This window comes from Amycolatopsis decaplanina DSM 44594, from assembly GCF_000342005.1.
Classification (GTDB): domain Bacteria; phylum Actinomycetota; class Actinomycetes; order Mycobacteriales; family Pseudonocardiaceae; genus Amycolatopsis; species Amycolatopsis decaplanina.
This window is the reverse complement of the sequence record NZ_AOHO01000048.1, coordinates 165,167-183,471: the sequence shown is the minus strand read 5'-3', so window position 1 is coordinate 183,471 and position 18,305 is coordinate 165,167. Positions and strand designations below refer to the sequence as shown.

The window sequence follows — 18,305 nt, the reverse complement described above, 5'->3', positions numbered from 1 at the left end:
CCGGCACTCATTCCGAGGCCTTCACCAGTTCGTACATGCCCTCTTCCACGGAGATCTTCGGCTCCCAGCCGAGGACCTCGCGGGCACGGGTGATGTCCGCGGCACGCCGCGAAACCAGCACGTCGCGCTCGTTGAACAGCGGCTCGACGTTGACGCCGACCGCGTCGATGAGGATCTTCGCCAGCGTCGCGATGGAGGTGTCGATCCCGGTGCCGATGTTGATCGGCAGGTTCGCCTGCTCCGACTCGAGCGCCGCGACGACGGCGCGGGCCAGGTCCGTGACGTGCACGAAGTCCATCGACTGGTCGCCGCGGCCGTCGATGATCGGCGGCTGGCCGGCGCGCAGGCGCTGGATGAAGTGGTTGATCACCGACGTGTAGTAGGCCTCGATCTTCTGGCCGGGGCCGTACACGTTGAAGAACCGCAGCGCGTTCCAGGACAGGCCCTTGGTGCGCTCGTAGAAGCCGAGCATGTCCTCGCCCGCGCGCTTCGAGATGCAGTACGGCGTGAGCGGCTTGAGCTCGTCGTCCTCGTGCATCGGCAGCCGCTTCGGGTCGCCGTAGACGGACGCGGTCGAGGCGAACACGAGCCGCTCGACACCCTCGTCCGCCGCGGCGGCGAAGACGTTGTGGTTGCCGACCATGTTGATGTCGATGGACTCGTGCGGGTCCGCGACCGACTTGTTGATCGACACGGTGGCGAAGTGGATGACGTGCGTGCAGCCGCGCATGGCCTCACGCACCGCGCCGCCGTAGCGCACGTCCTTCTCGACCAGCTCGACCTTGCCGGTGGCGACGAACTCGTTGATCCTGGCGCGGTCGCCGCGCGTCATGTTGTCGAAGACGCGGACGGTGTAGCCGCCCTCGATCAGCATCGGGATGACGTGCGCGGCGATGAAGCCGCCGCCCCCGGTGAAGAGGACCTTCTTGTCGGGCATTTCTCTCCTAGCTCGCCCACGCGGCGCTGACGGTCGCGATGACCCGGTCTACGTGAGTATCGGTGAGGTTGGCGTGCATCGGGATGGCGAGGTGACGGGCGAAGAGGTCCGCCGATACCGGCAAGGTCTGCTTCTTGCCGTAGATGGGCTGGAGGTGCGAGGCGTAGGTGCCGAAGTTGCACTGCACGCCCTGTTCGCGGATCCGCAGCGCGAGCGCGTCGCGGTCGATCTCCGGGGCCACGGTGAGGATGTAGGCCTGCCACGGGTGCTCGCGGTCCGGCAGTTCCACCGGGACGTCGAGACCGGGCAGGTTCTCGAACGCCTCGTGGTAGCGCTTGGCCACCGAACGGCGGGCCGAAAGCAGGTCAGGGAGGCGGTCCAGCTGGACGTTCATGATCGCGGCCTGCACGTCCGAAAGCCGGAAGTTGTAGCCCAGCTCGTGGAACTCCGGGATCGGCAACGCGCCGGAACCCTCACGGGTGATGGCGGGTTCGATGCCGTAGGTGTGCAGCTTGCGCGCGTGCGCGATGAGGTCTTCGCGGTCCGAGACCAGCGCGCCGCCTTCGCCCGCGGTGATGCCCTTGCGGCCGTGGAAGGAGAACGCGGCCAGGTCGGCGAGGCTGCCCGCCGGGCGGGTCTTGTAGGTGGCGCCCGCGGCGCAGGCGGCGTCCTCGAAGAGCCACAGGCCGTGCTTGTCGGCGATGGCGCGGTACTCGTCGAAGTCTCCGGGCTGCCCGGCGACGTCGACGGCGAGGATGCCGACCGTGCGCGGGGTGATCAGCGCTTCGATCGACGCCGGGTCGGCGCTCCAGACGTCCGGGCGGATGTCCGCGAACACCGGCGTCGCACCGGCCTGGAGCACGGCGTGGCCGGTGGCGGGGAACGTGTAGTCGCCGACGATGACCTCATCGCCCGGCTTCACGCCGAGCACACGCAGCCCGAGGAAGAGTGCCGAGCCACAGTTGCTGGTGGTCAGGGCGTGCGCGGTGCCGACGGTCTTCGCGAAGCGTTCCTCGAAACGGCGGCAAGCGGGGCCCGCACCGGCCAGCCAGCCGGACCGGAACACCTCCGCCACCGCGGCGAGTTCTTCGTCGCCGACGGTCGGCTGACCGAGGACCACAGGTTCCTGGTTGGACATTCCTGCTTACCCTCTCCCGTAGCCCTCTCCCATTGCGTGGGGACCCGGCGAAGTGTATAGACGCCATTCGGCCGATCTCGGGCGGGCTGGATCCTCCCAGGTCAATGACGCTCTAGGGTTGCGTCATGCGATTCGGCGTTCTGGGGGCGACGGAGGTGCGCCGCGAGGACGGCATCGCCGTTCCGATCGGCGGGCCCAGGGTCCGGACGCTGTTCGCGTTGCTCGTGCTGGAGGCGGGCCGGGTCGTCCCGGCGGAGCGGCTCATCGGCGGCCTCTACGGCGATCAGCCACCTGATGGTGTGGCGAACGCGCTGCAATCGCAGGTCTCGCGGCTGCGCGGTGCGCTGAAGGACCTCGCGCCCGTCGAGTTCAGCCCGGCGGGCTACCGGCTCGCCGCGGATCCCGGCGACGTCGACGTGCATCGATTCGAGTTGCTCGCCGACGAAGGTCGGCGCACTCTCGCGGCGGGAGACGCCGCGAAGGCGGCCGAACTGCTTCGCGACGCTCTCGGTCTCTGGCGCGGCCCGGCGTTCGCGGACATCACCGACGCGCCGTTCCGCGCTCCACAGGTCACCAGGCTGAACGAGCTGAAGACGTCGGCGATCGAGGACAGCGTCGAAGCCGAACTCAAGCTGGGAAGACACGAAGACGTCCTCGCCGAGCTTCGCGCGGTCATCGACGATCAACCGCTGCGAGAGCGGCCACGCGCGCTGCTGATCCGCGCGTTGCACGCAGCGGGACGGCAGGCCGACGCGCTCACCGCGTTCGAGAACGCCCGCCGTGTCCTCGCCGACGAACTCGGCACGGACCCCGGACCGGAGCTCGCCGCCGCGCATCTGGCCGTGCTGCGCGGTGAGACGCCGCCCGTCAAGGCCACGACCGCGCCGCTCCCCGCCCAGCTCACCAGCTTCATCGGCCGTGAAGGCGATCTCCGGCACGTGCTCGGCCGCTTGGGCAGCTCACGGCTGGTGACACTGACCGGCCCCGGTGGGGCGGGCAAGACCCGGCTGGCCATCGAGACAGCGACCGCGATGGACCTCCCGGCAGTCTTCGTCGAACTCGCGCCGTACACCGAGGACGTCAGGGACTTCACTGTCGCCCACGCCGTGCTGACCGCGCTCGGCCTGCGGACGGTCCCACTCGGGACGGTCACCGCGCCAGTGGAGAACGCGCCGCTGGAGCGGCTGATCGACGCGCTGGCCGAACGGGCGGTCCTGCTGGTGCTCGACAACTGCGAGCACCTGGTCGAAGCCGCCGCGAAGCTGGTCGCCCGGCTGCTCGGCGCCGCCCCCGCGCTGCGGGTGCTCGCCACGAGCCGCGAACCGCTGGGCATCACCGGCGAGGTCGTCTCCCCCGTGCCGCGGCTCGCCGTGCCGCCGCCGGGCACGCCGCCCGCCCGGTCGCTGGAGTTCGCCGCGGTCCGGTTGTTCGCCGACCGCGCGCGGGCGGGCGATCCGGGCTTCGCCGTCGATGACGGCACCGCGGGTGACGTCCAGCGGATCTGCGCCGCGCTCGACGGGCTGCCGCTGGCCATCGAGCTCGCCGCCTCGCGCGTGCGGACGCTGCCGGTCGGCGAAATCGCCGCGAGGCTGGACGACCGGTTCCGCCTGCTCTCACGGGGAAGCCGGGGCGCCGAAAGCCGTCATCGCACGCTGCGCGCCGTCGTCGATTGGAGCTGGGATCTGCTCGACGAGGACGAACGCCTGCTCGGCAGGCGGCTGACCGTCTTCGCGGGCGGCACGACCCTGGCCGACGCCGAAGCGGTCTGCGCCGTGCCGGACATCGCGGATCTGCTTCCGTCCCTTGTGGACAGATCGCTGGTCGAACGCACCGGCGACCGGTATCGGATGCTCGAAACCATCCGGGCGTTCTTCGCCGAGAAGCTCGCCGAAACCGGCGAGACCGAGCGGATGCGGCGCGCGCACGCCGAGCACTTCCTCGACCTCGCCGAGGAGGCCGACCCGCTTCTGCGCACCGGCGACCAGCTGGTCTGGCTCGACCGTCTCGACGCCGCCTACGACGATCTCCTGGCCGCGCTGCGCTGGGCCGCCGAGGCCGACGTGCGGATCGCGCTCCGGCTTTCGGCCGCGCTGGTGACGTACTGGTGGATGCGCGGTCGCCGGTTCGAAGGTTCGACGCTGTGCCTGGAAGTGGTCAAGAACCTCGGCCCTCGCCCGCCGGACGGCCTCGACGAGGAGTACCAGCTCTGTGTGCTCGCCGCCGCGGTGGGACTCCGCGGCCACGAGGCGCTCGACCGGCACATGCCCGCGGTGCACGACCTCGTGCGGGATCTGGCCAAGGCACCCCGGAATCCGGCGCTGCTGCTGTTGATGGGGGTCGTGACCGGTCCGCCCGGTGACGGCGACGAGCTGCTGAAGCGCGGTCGGGCCCTGCTGGCGTACAGCGACGCCTGGAGTCTCGCGCTCGCGCCGACCGGTTACGGGCTCCGTGCGCTGATGCGGGGCGAACTCGAAGCCGCGGAAAGTTTCCTGCGCGAGGGGGCGGCGGCGTTCCGGAAGATCGGTGAGCGCTGGGGTCTTTCGATGGCCCTCGACCATCTGTCACAGATCCTGGTCTGGACGAACCGCCAGGCCGAAGCGCTCGAAATGATGAACGAGGCGCTCCGGCTGATGCGGGAACTCGGCGCGTCCGACGACAACGCGGACCTGCTGTGCCGTCGCGGCGGTAGCAAACTGCTCCACGGTGACACGGCGGGGGCGCGGGCGGATTTCGAACTCGCCATCGAGATCGCGCGCCGCGCCGGGATGCCGGAAAGCCGGGCGGCCGGGTACATCGGGCTCGCGTTCCTCGCCCGGCACGAGGGCGATCTGGCCGCGGCACGCGCGCTGAGCGAACTCGCGCTCGCGGAGTGTCCCGGCGGTTCGTTCGCGGCCGAAGGGGTCCGTGCCGGTGCGAAGATCTCGCTCGGCTGGATCTTGGCCGCCGAGGGCGACGCCGACGGGGCCGAGGAACTGCACGGGCTCGCCCTCATGTCGGCGGACAGCTGGCACGACAACACCACCGTGGCCTGCGCCGTCGAAGGCCTCGCCGGGGTCGCGCTGCTGCGGGGCGACGCCGAGCGGGCGGCGGTCCTGATCGGCGCCGCGGTGACCATCCGGGGCACCCCGTTCGCCGTCGATCCGGACGCCGCCCTGCTCCGCACGACCGTGCGGGAGCGGCTCGGTGACGATTTCGACCGGGCCTATCGCCGAGGGCTCGGCGTGCGCGGCGCCGCTCAACTGGCCGGGTTGCCCAGGGAGTCCTGAGCGCGGGTCAGCCGGGTTCCCTGCGGCGCGAAGCGGACGACGGCGTCGGCGAGGAGCCGCTGGTCGAGTTCGGTGTCCTGGACCGCGACGTACAGCGGCGCCGCGTCGACTCCGACCGCGCCGAGCCGGGTCATCCCGGGGCCGACCGGGTCGGTGGTGAGCCGGGTGATGTCACGCCAGGGCACGACCGTCCGCTCGACCCGGACGCCCACCGCGTCCAGTTCGAAGAGCACCCACTGCTGGTCGTGCTGCGACTTCACGTAGGCGATGGTGCCGACGCCGCCGGCGATCAGGACGATCCGCAGCGGCCCGGGCGCCCCGATGGATCCGAGCAGGGCGGCGATCCCGAAGAAGGCCACCAGGAGCCCCGTCAGCTTCGCGGCGCCGACCAGGCCCGCGTTCGGTTTGTGCACCCGGAACCGCACGTTGCGCATCAGGTGCTTGGTGAGCACGCCGCCACCGACCGCCGCGGCCAGCGCGATCAGCGTCACCACCAGCGAAACCGGGGAGAAGTCCACGAGGACCTGATAGCCGGCGACCAGTGCGGCGAATCCGCCCGCGACGGTCAGGAGCAGGGCGAGCTTGCCCTTGCGCACCTCCCGGTCACGGCGTTCGAGCGCGGCCTGGTCCGGCGCGGCGAGGAAACCGCCGTCGATGTTCCTCATCGGGCGTCACGCTGCGCTTCGGCGGCCGCGCGGCGGTCGAAGACGTACACCTTGTTGCTGAGCACGGAATCCCTCGCTTGTCGTTGCCTTGGTGAGAGAACCTTCGCGCGGGGCACATGACATTCCGATGACAAGCACCGACAAGCACCGACAAGCCGTCAGCGCGTGGTGCGCGGATGGTCAGCGGCGGCGGACACCCTCCGGGCATGACCTACCTAGCCGGATCTCCCGAAGACTTCCTCGCCGTGCGGCATCTGACGTTGCGCGGCACCCAAGCCGAAATCGGCCGTGCCCTCGGCGCCGAAACGCAGGCGCGTTCGGACTGGTCCCCGCCGCCGATCGAGCCGATGGTGGCCAAGGCGCGGCGTACCTGGTTCGCGCGGAACTGGCCGCAATACGCCGAACGCACAGCCGGGTTCGCCGAGGCCTACGGGCTCCCGGCCGATGCGGCGGTCTCCTTCGACGACGCGAGCGCCCTGCCCGCCGGGTCGGGCTGTTCGGCGCTGTGGACGGGCAGCACGCTCGGCCGGAACTACGACTTCTTCACCTTGAGCTGGAGTCAACTGGGCGCGGTGATGGCGGGCGCGGAACCCGTCGACGATGGGACCGTGCCGATGGCGTCACGGCCCTACGTCCTGACGATCATCCCCGACGACGGCATCGCCTCGACCTCGCTGACCATGTCCACAATGGACGGTGCGATGGAGGGCGTCAACGAGGCCGGGCTCGTCGTCGCGCTGCTGATGGCCGACATCGAAGCGGCCGCGCCGCTTGAGAACGTTCCCGGTCCGCAGGCGGGTCTTTCGGTCGTGCAGGTGTGCCGATATCTGCTGGACACCTGCGAAAACGTCGACGAGGCCAAGGAAGCCCTGATGCTCGCGAAGCAGTACGCGCACGGCGCGCCCTGCCACTACATCGTCGCCGACGCCTCCGGCCGTGGCTTCGTGTACGAACGCGGAGCGCACGACATCGAGCACTTCGTCGAGGTCGCGGATGGGCCGCTGTGCGTCACGAACCACCTGCTGCACCGCCATCCGGATCTCGGCGCGCTGCCCGAGGACACCCCGGACAGCTTCCTCACCTACCAGCGGCTGCGCACTCTTACCGAGAAGGCGGGGGCAGGGCCGCGTGACGCGCTCGACGCGGTGTCCGTCGCGATCGAGCCCGGCGCGCCGTGGCGGACGCTGTGGCGCAGCGTCCTCGATCCGGCGGCCCGCACCCTGAGCACCCGGTTCTACCTGGGTGACGGCGAGAACGGCACCGCGCGGCACACGCCGGAACTCACCTTCGGGGTTTCGCGGTGAGCATCGGCAAAGGCCGCAAGATCGGCACCGTCGCGGTCTGCGTGCTGGCGCAACTGCTGATCGCGATCGATCTGACCGTGCTGCATCTGGTGCTGCCGTCGCTTTCGGAGCAGATGCACCCGTCGACGACGGAACTGCTGTGGATCGCCGACGCGTACGGCTTCGCGCTCGCCGGGCTGCTGATCACGATGGGGAACATCGGCGACCGCGTCGGCCGGAAGAAGCTGCTGCTGATCGGGGCGTCGCTGTTCGGTGTCGCTTCGGTGATCACGGCGTACGCGCCGACGGCGGAACTCCTGATCGCCGCCCGCGCGCTGCTCGGGATCGCCGCCGCGACGCTGATGCCGTCGACGCTGTCGATCGTGCGGAACGTGTTCACCGGCAAGGAACGCGCGGCCGTGATCGGGGTTTCGAGCGGGCTGACGATTCTCGGTTTCGGTATGGGCCCGCTCGTCGGCGGGGTCCTGCTCGACCATTTCTGGTGGGGTTCGGTGTTCCTGGTCAACGTGCCGGTGGTGGTGGTCATGGTGATCGCGGGCGCGCTGATCCTGCCCGAATCGAAGAACCCCGCACCGGGCAGGATCGACGTCCTCAGCGTGCTGTCGTCGATCGTCGGCATGGTCGGGATCGTCTACACGATCAAGGAAGTCGCGTACAAGGGCTGGGGGCACTGGGACATCGCGGTCGCCGCCGTGCTCGGCCTCGGCTGCCTGCTCGCGTTCGTCCTGCGGCAACCGCGGCTGGCCGAACCGCTGATGGATCTGAAGCTCTTCGCCCAGCGAGCGTTCTCGGCGACCGTCGGCACCACGATCCTGGCGATGTTCGCGCAGCTCGCGGTCTCGCTGATGTTCGCGCAGTACCTGCAGCTGGTGGCGGGATGGTCACCGCTGAAGTCCGGACTCGCCGGGCTGCCGGGGATGGGCGGCGCGATCCTCGGCGGTGTGCTCGCGCCGCTGGGGATCAAGGTCTTCGGCCGCGCGGCCACCATCGGGCTCGGCTGTGCCCTGTCGGCGGCCGGTTTCGCGTTGTACTCGGGTGTCGGCGTGACGATCGTCTACACGGACCTGCTCGCCGCGATGATCGTCTTCGGTGTCGGGTTGTCGCTGATCCTCTCCGTCGCGACGGACACGGTGCTCGGTGTCGTACCGAAGGCCAGGGCGGGTGCGGCGTCGGCGATCTCCGAGACGGCGACCGAACTCGGCGGTGCGCTGGGGATCGCCGTCCTCGGCAGCGCGCTCGGCGCGCTGTACCGGAGCGAACTCGTCATCCCGGCGGGCGTGCCGTCGGAGACTTCAGCGGCGATCTCGGACACCCTCGGCGGGGCCGTTCAGGTCGCGGCGCGGCTGCCGCCCGAGCAAGGAGCACTGGTTCTGGCCGGCGCGAAGTCGGCGTTCGTCGACGGGTTGCAGCTGACGATGCTGTGCTCGGCGGGATTGATGGCGGTGCTGGCGGTCAGCGTGTTGTTCACGTTGAGAGGGGTGCCGAAGGTCCTTGAAGACCCCGAAGAGGAGCCTGTGCCGGTGGCCGCGGCCGCGTGAAGTGTCAGCGGGGACCGGCGAGCGGCACGGCTCGCCGGTCACCCGCCCGCACCATGGCCAGCAACGGTTTCGCGGCCACCGCGAGCAACCGGGCCGCGAAGGTCCGGCCGTTGCGGCGCGCGATGTCCGGGCCGAAAGCGTCCATCAGCGCGACGAGCCCCGGCAGTGGCCGCACGAACAACGTCACTTCGGCGATGAGCCCGTCGTCACCGAGTTTCAGCACCGCCGCCTCTTCGATCTCCTCACCGCCGATACGCGCGGTGTAGACGACCACCCGCGTCGGCCCGTCACCCGTGTCGGTGTGGAACCGGACGTCGCGCAGATGCGAGTAGGCGACCTCCAGCAGCGGCCTGAGTTCCTCGTGCCCGCTGAACCGGACCCGGCTGGTCAGCGGCGAGTGCACGACCGCGTCCGGCGCGAAGGCGCTCAGCGCGAGTTCCACGTCCCGGGTCTCAAGGGCCCGGCGGTACCGCTCGGTGGTGTCGATGCTCATGTGTCCTCCTGGATCAGGGCTCCCAGACCGCGCCACAACAGATCCGTCGTGAGCGCGACGACTTGCTCCCGCGGGATGTCGCGATTGCTCCACCACCAGGTGGCGATGGCGTTCAGTGCGCTCTTCGCCGCTTCGGCGAGCGCTTCGTTCGCGCGGTCGCGCGGCAGGTCCGCGGTCAGCGCCAGGCCGGGGACCTGGGCGAACACCTCGGTCAGCTGCCCGGTGGCCCTGGCCTGTCCGCGCCGGTGCACCTCCGCCACCCCCTCGTCGGACGGTGTCTCGGCGAAGATCATCCGCCAGCCGCGTTCGTTCGCCTCCATCCAGGCGAAGATCGCCGCCACCCGGCCGCGCAGCAGGTCCTCGGCGGTGTCCGACGGTGGCAGCGCGGCCCAGCCGGCCAGCAGACTGTCCACTTCGGACTCCAGCAGCCCGGCGTACAGCGCAGCTTTGGACGGGAAATGGTCGTAGAGCACGGGCGTGCTGATCCCGGCCGCCGTCGCGACCTCCCGCATCCCCGCCGCGTCGTAGCCGGACGCGGCGAACACCCGCGCCGCCGCGGCCAGGATCCGCTCCCGGCGTTCTTCCCTGCTCAACCGCTTACCTGACATCGGTTAGGTACGCTACCACCGAACCTGACAGGTGTCAGGTAGCGCTCCGGGTAACCTGGTCGATCGTGCGCACAGTCGTAGTCATCGGGGGCGGGATCGTCGGTCTCGCCACAGCCTGGGAGCTGACCAAACGGGGTCTGGACGTCACGGTGCTCGAGAAGGAGGACCGCTGGGCCGCCCACCAGACCGGGCACAACTCGAACGTCGTGCACGCGGGGCTCTACTACAAGCCGGGTTCCTTCAAGGCCAGGATGTCCACCGCGGGCAATAGGTCCATTGTGGACTTCGCTGGGCAGTACGGGGTGCCGGTCCAGGTCTGCGGCAAACTGGTCGTCGCCACCTCCGAAGCGGAGCTTCCGGCGCTCAAGGTGCTCGCCGAACGCGCCGAGGCCAACGGTGTCCCGGCCAAGCTGATCACCCCGAGCGAGGCTCGCGAGTACGAACCCGAGGTCTCGTGCGTGGCCGCGCTGCGCGTGGAGTCCACCGGCATCATCGACTTCCCCGCCGTCTGCGCCGCGCTGGTGCGGCTGCTCGACGAAGCCGGCGCCGACCTGCGCCTCGGCACGCCCGCGCTGGGGATCCGCCCCGGCCGCACCGGCGGCGTCGAGGTGGCGACCGGTGACGACGTGCTCCACGCGGACGCCCTCGTCAACTGCGCGGGCCTGCACGCCGACCGTGTCGCGCGGCTCGCCGGGCTCACCCCGGGCGCGCGGATCGTGCCGTTCCGCGGCGAGTACTACGAACTGAAGCCGGAACGCCGCCACCTGGTGCGCGGCCTGATCTACCCGGTCCCGGACGCGTCACTGCCGTTCCTCGGCGTGCACCTGACCCGCATGCTCGACGGCAGCGTGCACGCCGGCCCCAACGCCGTGCTCGCGCTGCGCCGCGAGGGCTACACCTGGCGCGACGTCTCCGCGAAGGACCTCGCCGAAGTCGCCCGCTTCCCCGGCGTCTGGCGGCTCGCGCGCAAATACGCGTACCCCACCGGGCTCGACGAGGTCCGCCGGTCGTTCTCCCGCCGCCGCTTCGCCGAAAGCCTCGCGCGGCTCGTGCCCGCCGTCACCGAGGACGACATCGTGCGGCACGGCTCCGGCGTCCGCGCGCAGGCGCTGCGCCCGGACGGCGCGCTCGTCGACGACTTCCTGATCGAGACCGCGCGGAACCAGGTGCACGTCCTCAACGCGCCCTCACCGGCGGCGACCAGCGCACTGGAGATCGCGAAGCACATCGCTGACGAGGTGACCGCCTAGTGGGCAAGGGGATCACTCGGCGCTAGGACGCGGGCAGGTTCGCGGTCACCAGCGGCATCACGGCTTGCGGGATTTCGCAGGCCTTGGCGTTGTCGCTGAGGTCACCGGTGTCGAGCTTGACCGAGGAGGTCTCCGTGACCGGCAGCATCGCGACACAGATCGGGCTGTCCGGGCTCGAGTAGACGACCCACTTCTTGCCTGCCACCATCTGCTCGACCGGGGTGCCTTCGAGACCGGGAACGTCCTCGAGTTTCGTAGCCGTGTAGATCCACAGGTCGAGCGCCTTCTTGCCCTCGTCGCCGTCGTTGTCGTCCCATTGGCAGCCGTTCTTGGGATCCCTCGACGAACCGTTCATCGGCCGCGCGGCCGCGAGGTTGAACGGCGCCACCTGATCCGGCTTGAGCAGGGAACACGGATCGACGGTCACGAGCGGTCCGGAAGCTTCGATCGGCTTCTGTCCCGGGGGCGCGGTGAGCGGCGGGCTCGGCTGTCCGCCGGGGAGGTGGGAAGCGACCGCGGGAGCCGCGGCCTTCGCCAGGTCGCAGGCCTTGCTGTTGTCGTCGCCGGGAGCATCACTCGTGATCTCGACGAAGGTCTTCGGGTCCAGTTCGGTGATCAGCGAGCAGTAGCTCGGACCGAGGATGGTCGCGTACCGCGTCCAGGTGAACCCGCCGATGCCGAACTTCTCCCCGGGGAGAGCACCGTTGAGGTAATCGCCCTGCGAGAGGTCGAAGCTTCGCGAAACCTCCAGCGCGACCCCGTCCGGCGCGTCTTCCAGCTCCGGGTACCGGCAGGTCGCGGGGATCTTCCGCGCCTTGTCCGCCGGGCGCTCCTTGCCGGGGTAGGTGACCCCGAGGGCCTCCGCCTGCTCCTGCGTGATCAATTCGCACGGCTCGGCCTTCGTGACGACCGGTCCCTGTCCGGGCACGGGCGAGGCCGTACCGGCGATCGTCGACGTGCAGCCGGCGAGCGTCAGCGCCGCCAGCCCGATCGCGAACGAATTCCGAAACCGCATGCGTCCCCTCCTCATCGGCTCGCACACTACTTGTGCGCGACCACCGAGGCCGCGCTCCTCGGCGCGGACCCTACTTCGATGCCGGAGTGAGCACCTCGGTTCCACCGAGGAAGGGACGCAGCGCCTCCGGCACCCGGACCGAACCGTCTTCGAGCTGGTGGTTCTCCAGGATCGCGACGATCCACCTGGTGGTGGCGAGCGTGCCGTTCAGCGTGGCGACGGTCTGCGGACGGCCGTCGTCGTCGCGGTAACGGATGCCCAGGCGGCGAGCCTGGAACGTCGTGCAGTTCGACGTCGAGGTCAGCTCGCGGTAGGTCTGCTGCGACGGCACCCACGCCTCGCAGTCGAACTTCCGGTACGCGGACGTGCCGAGGTCGCCGGTCGCGGTGTCGATCACCCGGTACGGGACCTCGATCTTGGCGAGCATCTGCTCTTCCCAGTCCAGCAGGCGCGCGTGCTCGGCCTCGGCGTCCTCGGGACGCGTGTAGACGAACATCTCGACCTTGTCGAACTGGTGGACACGGATGATGCCGCGGGTGTCCTTGCCGTACGAACCGGCCTCGCGGCGGTAGCAGGACGACCAGCCCGCGTACCGCTTCGGGCCGTCACCCAGGTCGAGGATCTCGTCGGCGTGGTAGCCGGCGAGCGGGACCTCGGAGGTGCCGACGAGGTACAGGTCGTCGTCGCGCAGCCGGTAGACCTCCGACGAGTGCGCGCCGAGGAAGCCGGTGCCGGCCATGATCTCCGGCCGCACCAGGGTCGGCGTGATCATCGGGGTGAAACCGTTCGCGGTCGCCTGCGCGATCGCCATGTTCAGCAGGCCGAGCTGCAGCTGGGCGCCGACGCCGGTGAGGAAGTAGAACCGCGAGCCCGACACCTTCGCGCCGCGCTCCATGTCGAGCGCGCCGAGGCCCTCGCAGAGTTCGAGGTGGTCCTTCGGCTCGAAGTCGAACTTCTTCGGCTCGCCGACGTGCTTGAGCACGACGTAGTCGTCCTCGCCGCCTTCGGGCGCGTCAGGGTGGACGAGGTTCGGCACCAGGCGGTGCAGCTGCTCGAACTCCTCCGACGCCTCGGTCTGCTCGACCTCGGCAGTCTTGACCTGGGCGGCGAGGTCCTTCGCCTTGGCGAGGAGCTCGGCCCGCTCGTCACCCTGAGCCTTGGGGATGAGCTTGCCCAGCGACTTCTGCTCGGCGCGCAGCTTGTCGGCGGCGGCGATGGAGGACCGGCGGCGGGAGTCGAGGGAGAGCAGTTTGTCGACCACTCCTTCGTCCTCGCCACGGGCGCGCTGCGAAGCGCGCACGACGTCCGGGTCATCGCGCAGAGTCCTGGGGTCAATCACGAGTGCAGAGGGTAGTCCGTGGCCTTCACGCACTTCGAGGCAGTTTCCCCGTACACACTGTGCGGGCCGCTGCGGATAACCCGACAGTCTGATCGTTGTCGCCCGTTTCGGACCGTCCCCATACTGAGCCCGGCCCCGGATTCCCTGCTGCGGACGGAGAAACCCGATGACCGATGCGGACCTGCTGGCGCGGCACAAGGCGGTACTCCCGTCGTGGCTTGCGCTCTACTACGACGAGCCGATCGAGATCGTGCACGCGCAGGACCGCCGGGTCATCGACTCGACCGGGCGCACCTACCTCGACTTCTTCGCGGGCATCCTGACGAACTCGATGGGCTACGACGTCTCGGCGATCAGCGACGCCGTGCGCAAGCAGCTCGACACCGGCATCCTGCACACCTCGACGCTGTACCTGATCCGCTCGCAGGTCGAACTGGCCGAGCGCATCGCGAAGCTCTCCGGCATCCCCGACGCGAAGGTGTTCTTCACCAACTCCGGGACCGAAGCCAACGACACCGCGCTCATGCTCGCCACCCAGTACCGGCGCAGCAACCAGGTGCTGGCGATGCGGAACTCGTACCACGGCCGGTCGTTCGCGACGGTCGGCATCACGGGCAACCGCGGCTGGTCGGCGTCGTCGCTCAGCCCGGTGAAGGTGAGCTACGTGCACGGCGGCTACCGGTACCGCAGCCCGTTCCGGGCGCTTTCGGACACGGAGTACATCGACGCGTGCGTCGCGGACCTGGTCGACGTCCTGGAGACGGGCACCTCGGGCGACGTCGCCTGCATGATCGCCGAGCCGATCCAGGGCGTCGGCGGCTTCAGCTCACCGCCGGACGGCCTGTTCAAGGCGATGAAGGAGGTCCTCGACCAGTACGGGATCCTGTTCATCTCCGACGAGGTCCAGACCGGCTGGGGGCGGACCGGGGAACACTACTGGGGGATCCAGGCGCACGACGTCGTCCCCGACGCGATGACCTTCGCGAAGGGTCTCGGCAACGGCCTCGCCATCGGCGGGCTCGTGGCGCGCGGCGACCTCGTCGACTGCCTGACCGCGAACTCGATCTCGACCTTCGGCGGCAACCCGGTCGCGATGGCGGGTGCGGCCGCGGTCCTCGACCACATCGCCGACCACGATCTGCAGGCCAACGCGCTCGCCCGTGGCAACGAACTGCTCGACGGCCTGCGCGCGGCCGGGAACCCGCTGATCGGGGACGTACGCGGCAAGGGTCTGATGATCGGCGTCGAACTGGTCGAGCCGGGCGGCATGAAGCCGAATCCGGGGGCCGCGGCGCGGATGATGGAGGAGACCAAGGCGCGCGGGCTGCTGATCGGCAAGGGCGGGCTGCACGGCAACGTCCTGCGGATCGCGCCGCCGATGACACTCACCGCCGAGGAAGCCGCCGAGGGCCTCGGGATCATCTTGGACTCGCTGGCGGCGATCTCCTGACACTCTCGTGAGTGGCAAGGACGGTTAGAACCGTCCTTGCCACTCACGAGGATCAGGACTTGACGAAACGGGCGATGACCTCGCCCAGCCGCCCGCCGGCGTCCTCCTGCAGGAAATGACCGGCGCCGGTGATCGTCGGATGCTCGAGTTCGCGAGCGCCGCGCATCGACCCCCGCAGTTCGAGACCCCACGGCGCGGTGATCGGGTCGCCGTCGGAGAACGAGACCAGGAACGGCTTGTCCAGTTCGGAAAGCACCTTCAGCGCGGCCCGGTTGGCGGCCGAGGCCGGATCGTCCGGGGTGATCGGCACCAGCGACGGCATCGCGCGCGGCGCGGCCTTGTACATCTCGTTCGGGAACGGCGCGTCGTAGGCGGCGCGGACCTCGTCGGACAGCCTGGTCTGGCAGCCCGACTGGACGAATCGCCCGACGTCGAGGACCTGGGCGTTCTCGACGGTGTCGCGGAACTTGTGCCAGAGCTCGGGCATGTCGGTGTCGCCGCTGGGGAGGCCGGTGTTGGCCGCGACGACCCTGGCGAAGCGGTCGGGGCTTTCGGCGACCAGCCGCAGGCCGATCAGGCCGCCCCAGTCCTGGCCGACCAGGGTGACGTCGGTCAGGTCGAGCACGTCGAAGGCGAACGCGCGCATCCACTCGACGTGCCGCTGGTAGGTGTGGTCGACCATGTCGCCGGGTTTGTCGGAGCGGCCGAAGCCGACCAGGTCGGGCGCGATGGCGCGCAGTCCGGCGTCGGCGAGCACCGGGATGACCTTGCGGTAGAGGTAGGACCAGGTGGGCTCGCCGTGCAGCAGGAGGACGGGCGGCCCGTCTTCGGGTCCGGCCTCCACGTACCCCACTCTGATCACGCCGCCGTGAAGGTCGACGAGTTCCGCGTAGCGCGGTTCGAAGTCGAAATCGGGCAGGTCCGAGAACCGGTCGTCCGGTGTCCTTAAAAGGCGCACGACTCCCACGTTAGTGGGAATCGTGCGCCTATGCCGGTTTCAGTGAGTCAAGAAATCACGAGATGGCAACGGCCACGATGAGGCCGAGGGCCAGGTGCGCGGAGGCCACGACGACGCTGGCCGGGGCGAACTTCTCGCTTTCGATGGTCGAGCGGATGTCGATCCGGGTCGCCCACTCCAGCAGCCGGACCGCGAGCACCTGCACGACGATGCCGAGCAGGCCGTAGACCAGCGAGGTGATGAGGCCCTCGGTCAGGTCGCTGGCGGAGTTCGCGATCGCCACGACGATGATGAAGGCCATCGACAGCAGCCCCGACGCGGTGACGATGACCGCGTTCGGCAGGCCGCGGGTGACCAGCTGGGACAGCTTGCCGGGCGTGGTCCAGTCGATCGCCCAGAACCCGGCGAACATCATCAGCAGGCCGACGACGCCGTACAGCAGGATCGCGCCGATCCCTCGCACGAGGTCGGAGCCGAACGTGTCGGACAGCGCAAGGGTGGTGGTCACAGGGTGCTCCCATAAATGCGGACAGTCAGGCGAAGCCTGTCAGTTGAGGGTGGTGGCGGGGCGGGGCCCGGGATACGGGTCGAGAATGTCAGGTTTGTGCGGTTGCTTCTATCACGACTCGACGATGCGGTGCGGGACGAACGCCGCACCGTCGTCGGTGACGAGTCCCGCGGTCTCGCGGATACCGAGGCCGGCGGCTTGGTCCCCGACGATCCACGCGCCGAGCGCGGGCCGGTAACCCTGGAACTCCGGGAGCGGGTCGAACGCCTGGTAGACGTACCCTTCCGCGCCGTAGACCCCGTCGGTCTGCGTCTCGTACCCGGTGGCGACGATCTGCACGTTCGCGCCCTCGCGGCCGAGTTTCGGCTTGCGGACGTACTCGGTCAGCAGACCGGGGTCGTCGGCGAAGGCGGGCAGCAGGTTCGGATGCCCCGGGTAGTTCTCCCACAGGATCGCGAGCAGCGTCTTGTTGGAGAGGATCATCTTCCACAACGGTTCGATCCACAGCGTGCGAGGCATCGTCTCGACGGCGAAGCGGCCGAACTCCTCGTCGACCACCCATTCCCACGGGTAGAGCTTCACCACGGTCGCCATCTGCGCCTCTTCGAGGTCGACGAACCGTTTGAGCACCGGGTCCCAGCCGATCTCCTCGATCGACAGGCCGACGGTGTCGAGCCCGGCCTCGGCCGCGGTCTCCTGCAGGTACGCCGTCGTCACGTGGTCCTCACCGGACGGATCGGCGGAAGACCAGGTGAAGTGCAGTTCGTTGGAGGGGAGCTTGTCGGCGAGTTCGCCCCAGCGCTCCACCAGCTTCTCGTGGATCGAGTTCCACTGGTCGTTCTCGGGGAAGACCGCGGTCTTCCAGTGCCACTGCAGCACCGCGGCCTCGAGCAGCGAGGTCGGGGTGTCTGCGTTGTACTCGAGCAGCTTCGCCGGGCTCTTGCCGTCGTAGCGCAGGTCGAAACGGCCGTAGACGTGCGGATCCTGCCGCTTCCACGACTCCGCGATATGCGGCCAGACCCACTCGGGGATGCCGAAGCGGTGGTACTGCTCGGTGGTGATCACATTGTCGACGGCTTCGAGGCACATCGAGTGCAGCAGTTCCACGTCCGCCTCGACGGACAGGATCTCGTCCATGTCGAAGACGTAGTGGACCGACTCGTCCCAGTACGGCCGGGACTTGCCGGAGCCGTCGCGGGCGGGGGTGCCGAAGACCAGGCCCTGTTCCTCGACGATGCGCTGCCAGTCCCGCCGGGGCGGCTTGGAATCCCGATACAACTACGAGCCCCCGCTCTTGCCGGTACCGCCGGAGGTACCGCTCTTGCCACTGATGCCGAACCCGCCGCGCTGGACGGTCTTGCCCGACTTCGTGCTGACGTTCGCGTTCGACGGTGCGGTGTACGAGCCGCCGGACACCCGCTGCCCGATGGTCCCGGTGCCGCCGTAGTTGTAGCGATAGCTGTTGTACCCGCCACCGCCGCCGATCGGGATGAAGAAGAACCCACCACTGACGTGACCACCGTGCGACCGCACGTAGTTCTCGTCGCAGTTCTGGTCGTTGTCGACGATCTCGTCCTTGGTGGTGCAGACGGCCGTGACGTTCTCCGGCTTCGCGACGGTGTAGAACGTCGCGACCAAACCGACCAGTCCGACGGTCACACCGGTGCCGATCAGGAGCTTCTTCTTGGTCGAAGACTTCTTCTCGGCGGCGCGTGCGGCTTCGGCGGCGAGCGCCTCTTGGCGTTCCTGCTCAGCCAGCGCCTGCTGCCGTGCCCGCTGCTCGGCCAACGACGGCTGCCGCGCCTGCGTGCTGCTGTCCTGAAAGCGCATGGTGCC

At 69.4% G+C, this 18,305-nt stretch carries 16 protein-coding genes; 5 read left to right on the top strand and 11 right to left on the bottom strand.

Annotated features, from left to right (window positions below; genetic code table 11):
* Positions 1-7: 7 nt before the first annotated feature.
* Both H074_RS13415 and H074_RS13410 read right to left on the bottom strand, forming a co-directional pair.
* Complete coding sequence (locus H074_RS13415; protein WP_007030587.1) at positions 8-937, bottom strand: NAD-dependent epimerase/dehydratase family protein; 930 nt, start codon at positions 935-937, stop codon at positions 8-10.
* A 7-nt stretch (positions 938-944) separates the two neighbouring features.
* Positions 945-2,075 carry a DegT/DnrJ/EryC1/StrS family aminotransferase gene (locus H074_RS13410; RefSeq protein ID WP_007030586.1) on the bottom strand — a complete coding sequence of 377 codons (1,131 nt, stop codon included), beginning with the start codon at positions 2,073-2,075 and terminating at the stop codon, positions 945-947.
* A 125-nt stretch (positions 2,076-2,200) separates the two neighbouring features.
* On the opposite strand from H074_RS13410, the gene H074_RS13405 reads away from it, so the two are divergent.
* Complete coding sequence (locus tag H074_RS13405) at positions 2,201-5,341, top strand: AfsR/SARP family transcriptional regulator (RefSeq protein ID WP_007030585.1); 3,141 nt, start codon at positions 2,201-2,203, stop codon at positions 5,339-5,341.
* On the opposite strand, the gene H074_RS13400 is transcribed toward H074_RS13405, so the two are convergent.
* Positions 5,311-6,006 (bottom strand): hypothetical protein, encoded by a 696-nt coding sequence (locus H074_RS13400; protein ID WP_007030584.1) that lies wholly within the window; start codon positions 6,004-6,006, stop codon positions 5,311-5,313. The two genes, H074_RS13405 and H074_RS13400, sit on opposite strands and share 31 nt — an antisense overlap.
* Before the next feature lie 206 nt (positions 6,007-6,212).
* Between H074_RS13400 and H074_RS13395 the strand changes: the two genes are divergently transcribed.
* Positions 6,213-7,310, top strand: coding sequence for a C45 family peptidase (locus tag H074_RS13395; protein ID WP_007030583.1), 1,098 nt, complete (start codon positions 6,213-6,215; stop codon positions 7,308-7,310).
* Complete coding sequence (locus tag H074_RS13390; protein ID WP_007030582.1) at positions 7,307-8,848, top strand: MFS transporter; 1,542 nt, start codon at positions 7,307-7,309, stop codon at positions 8,846-8,848. Before H074_RS13395 ends, H074_RS13390 begins: the two co-directional genes overlap by 4 nt.
* Positions 8,849-8,852: 4 nt before the next feature.
* On the opposite strand, the gene H074_RS13385 is transcribed toward H074_RS13390, so the two are convergent.
* Both H074_RS13385 and H074_RS13380 read right to left on the bottom strand, forming a co-directional pair.
* Entirely contained in the window at positions 8,853-9,341 is a 489-nt protein-coding gene (locus H074_RS13385) for a nuclear transport factor 2 family protein (RefSeq protein WP_007030581.1), read from the bottom strand.
* On the bottom strand, positions 9,338-9,934 hold the full coding sequence (locus H074_RS13380) for a TetR/AcrR family transcriptional regulator (protein WP_007030580.1): 597 nt from the start codon (positions 9,932-9,934) through the stop codon (positions 9,338-9,340). The genes H074_RS13385 and H074_RS13380 overlap by 4 nt, the downstream gene beginning before the upstream one ends.
* 8 nt (positions 9,935-9,942) lie before the next feature.
* On the opposite strand from H074_RS13380, the gene lhgO reads away from it, so the two are divergent.
* The gene (gene lhgO, locus H074_RS13375; protein WP_338022474.1) at positions 9,943-11,199 is read left to right on the top strand and encodes an L-2-hydroxyglutarate oxidase; all 1,257 of its coding nucleotides are present in this window, start codon (positions 9,943-9,945) and stop codon (positions 11,197-11,199) included.
* A gap of 22 nt (positions 11,200-11,221) precedes the next feature.
* On the opposite strand, the gene H074_RS13370 is transcribed toward lhgO, so the two are convergent.
* Complete coding sequence (locus tag H074_RS13370; RefSeq protein ID WP_007030578.1) at positions 11,222-12,214, bottom strand: DUF3558 family protein; 993 nt, start codon at positions 12,212-12,214, stop codon at positions 11,222-11,224.
* A gap of 70 nt (positions 12,215-12,284) precedes the next feature.
* Positions 12,285-13,553: a serine--tRNA ligase gene (serS, locus tag H074_RS13365; protein ID WP_007030577.1), complete on the bottom strand. Its 1,269-nt coding sequence runs from the start codon at positions 13,551-13,553 to the stop codon at positions 12,285-12,287.
* A 166-nt stretch (positions 13,554-13,719) separates the two neighbouring features.
* Between serS and H074_RS13360 the strand changes: the two genes are divergently transcribed.
* Positions 13,720-15,003 carry an aspartate aminotransferase family protein gene (locus tag H074_RS13360; RefSeq protein ID WP_007030576.1) on the top strand — a complete coding sequence of 428 codons (1,284 nt, stop codon included), beginning with the start codon at positions 13,720-13,722 and terminating at the stop codon, positions 15,001-15,003.
* Between the two features lie 52 nt (positions 15,004-15,055).
* Here the strand turns inward: H074_RS13360 and H074_RS13355 are convergent, their stop codons facing one another.
* From H074_RS13355 to H074_RS13340, 4 genes are all read right to left on the bottom strand, one after another.
* On the bottom strand, positions 15,056-15,961 hold the full coding sequence (locus H074_RS13355) for a haloalkane dehalogenase (protein ID WP_007030575.1): 906 nt from the start codon (positions 15,959-15,961) through the stop codon (positions 15,056-15,058).
* A 55-nt stretch (positions 15,962-16,016) separates the two neighbouring features.
* On the bottom strand, positions 16,017-16,469 hold the full coding sequence (locus H074_RS13350; protein ID WP_007030574.1) for a DUF350 domain-containing protein: 453 nt from the start codon (positions 16,467-16,469) through the stop codon (positions 16,017-16,019).
* A gap of 111 nt (positions 16,470-16,580) precedes the next feature.
* Positions 16,581-17,747 carry a glutathionylspermidine synthase family protein gene (locus H074_RS13345; RefSeq protein ID WP_007030573.1) on the bottom strand — a complete coding sequence of 389 codons (1,167 nt, stop codon included), beginning with the start codon at positions 17,745-17,747 and terminating at the stop codon, positions 16,581-16,583.
* Complete coding sequence (locus tag H074_RS13340) at positions 17,748-18,299, bottom strand: hypothetical protein (RefSeq protein ID WP_007030572.1); 552 nt, start codon at positions 18,297-18,299, stop codon at positions 17,748-17,750. It abuts the gene before it with no gap.
* Between the last annotated feature and the right edge of the window lie 6 nt (positions 18,300-18,305).

What these genes read in the sequence shown, in the direction of transcription:
- H074_RS13415 (WP_007030587.1), bottom strand. Translation starts at nt 937, where the DNA reads ATGCCCGACAAGAAGGTCCTCTTCACCGGGGGCGGCGGCTTCATCGCC.
- H074_RS13410 (WP_007030586.1), bottom strand. Translation starts at nt 2,075, where the DNA reads ATGTCCAACCAGGAACCTGTGGTCCTCGGTCAGCCGACCGTCGGCGAC.
- H074_RS13405 (WP_007030585.1), top strand. Translation starts at nt 2,201, where the DNA reads ATGCGATTCGGCGTTCTGGGGGCGACGGAGGTGCGCCGCGAGGACGGC.
- H074_RS13400 (WP_007030584.1), bottom strand. Translation starts at nt 6,006, where the DNA reads ATGAGGAACATCGACGGCGGTTTCCTCGCCGCGCCGGACCAGGCCGCG.
- H074_RS13395 (WP_007030583.1), top strand. Translation starts at nt 6,213, where the DNA reads ATGACCTACCTAGCCGGATCTCCCGAAGACTTCCTCGCCGTGCGGCAT.
- H074_RS13385 (WP_007030581.1), bottom strand. Translation starts at nt 9,341, where the DNA reads ATGAGCATCGACACCACCGAGCGGTACCGCCGGGCCCTTGAGACCCGG.
- H074_RS13370 (WP_007030578.1), bottom strand. Translation starts at nt 12,214, where the DNA reads ATGCGGTTTCGGAATTCGTTCGCGATCGGGCTGGCGGCGCTGACGCTC.
- H074_RS13360 (WP_007030576.1), top strand. Translation starts at nt 13,720, where the DNA reads ATGACCGATGCGGACCTGCTGGCGCGGCACAAGGCGGTACTCCCGTCG.
- H074_RS13340 (WP_007030572.1), bottom strand. Translation starts at nt 18,299, where the DNA reads ATGCGCTTTCAGGACAGCAGCACGCAGGCGCGGCAGCCGTCGTTGGCC.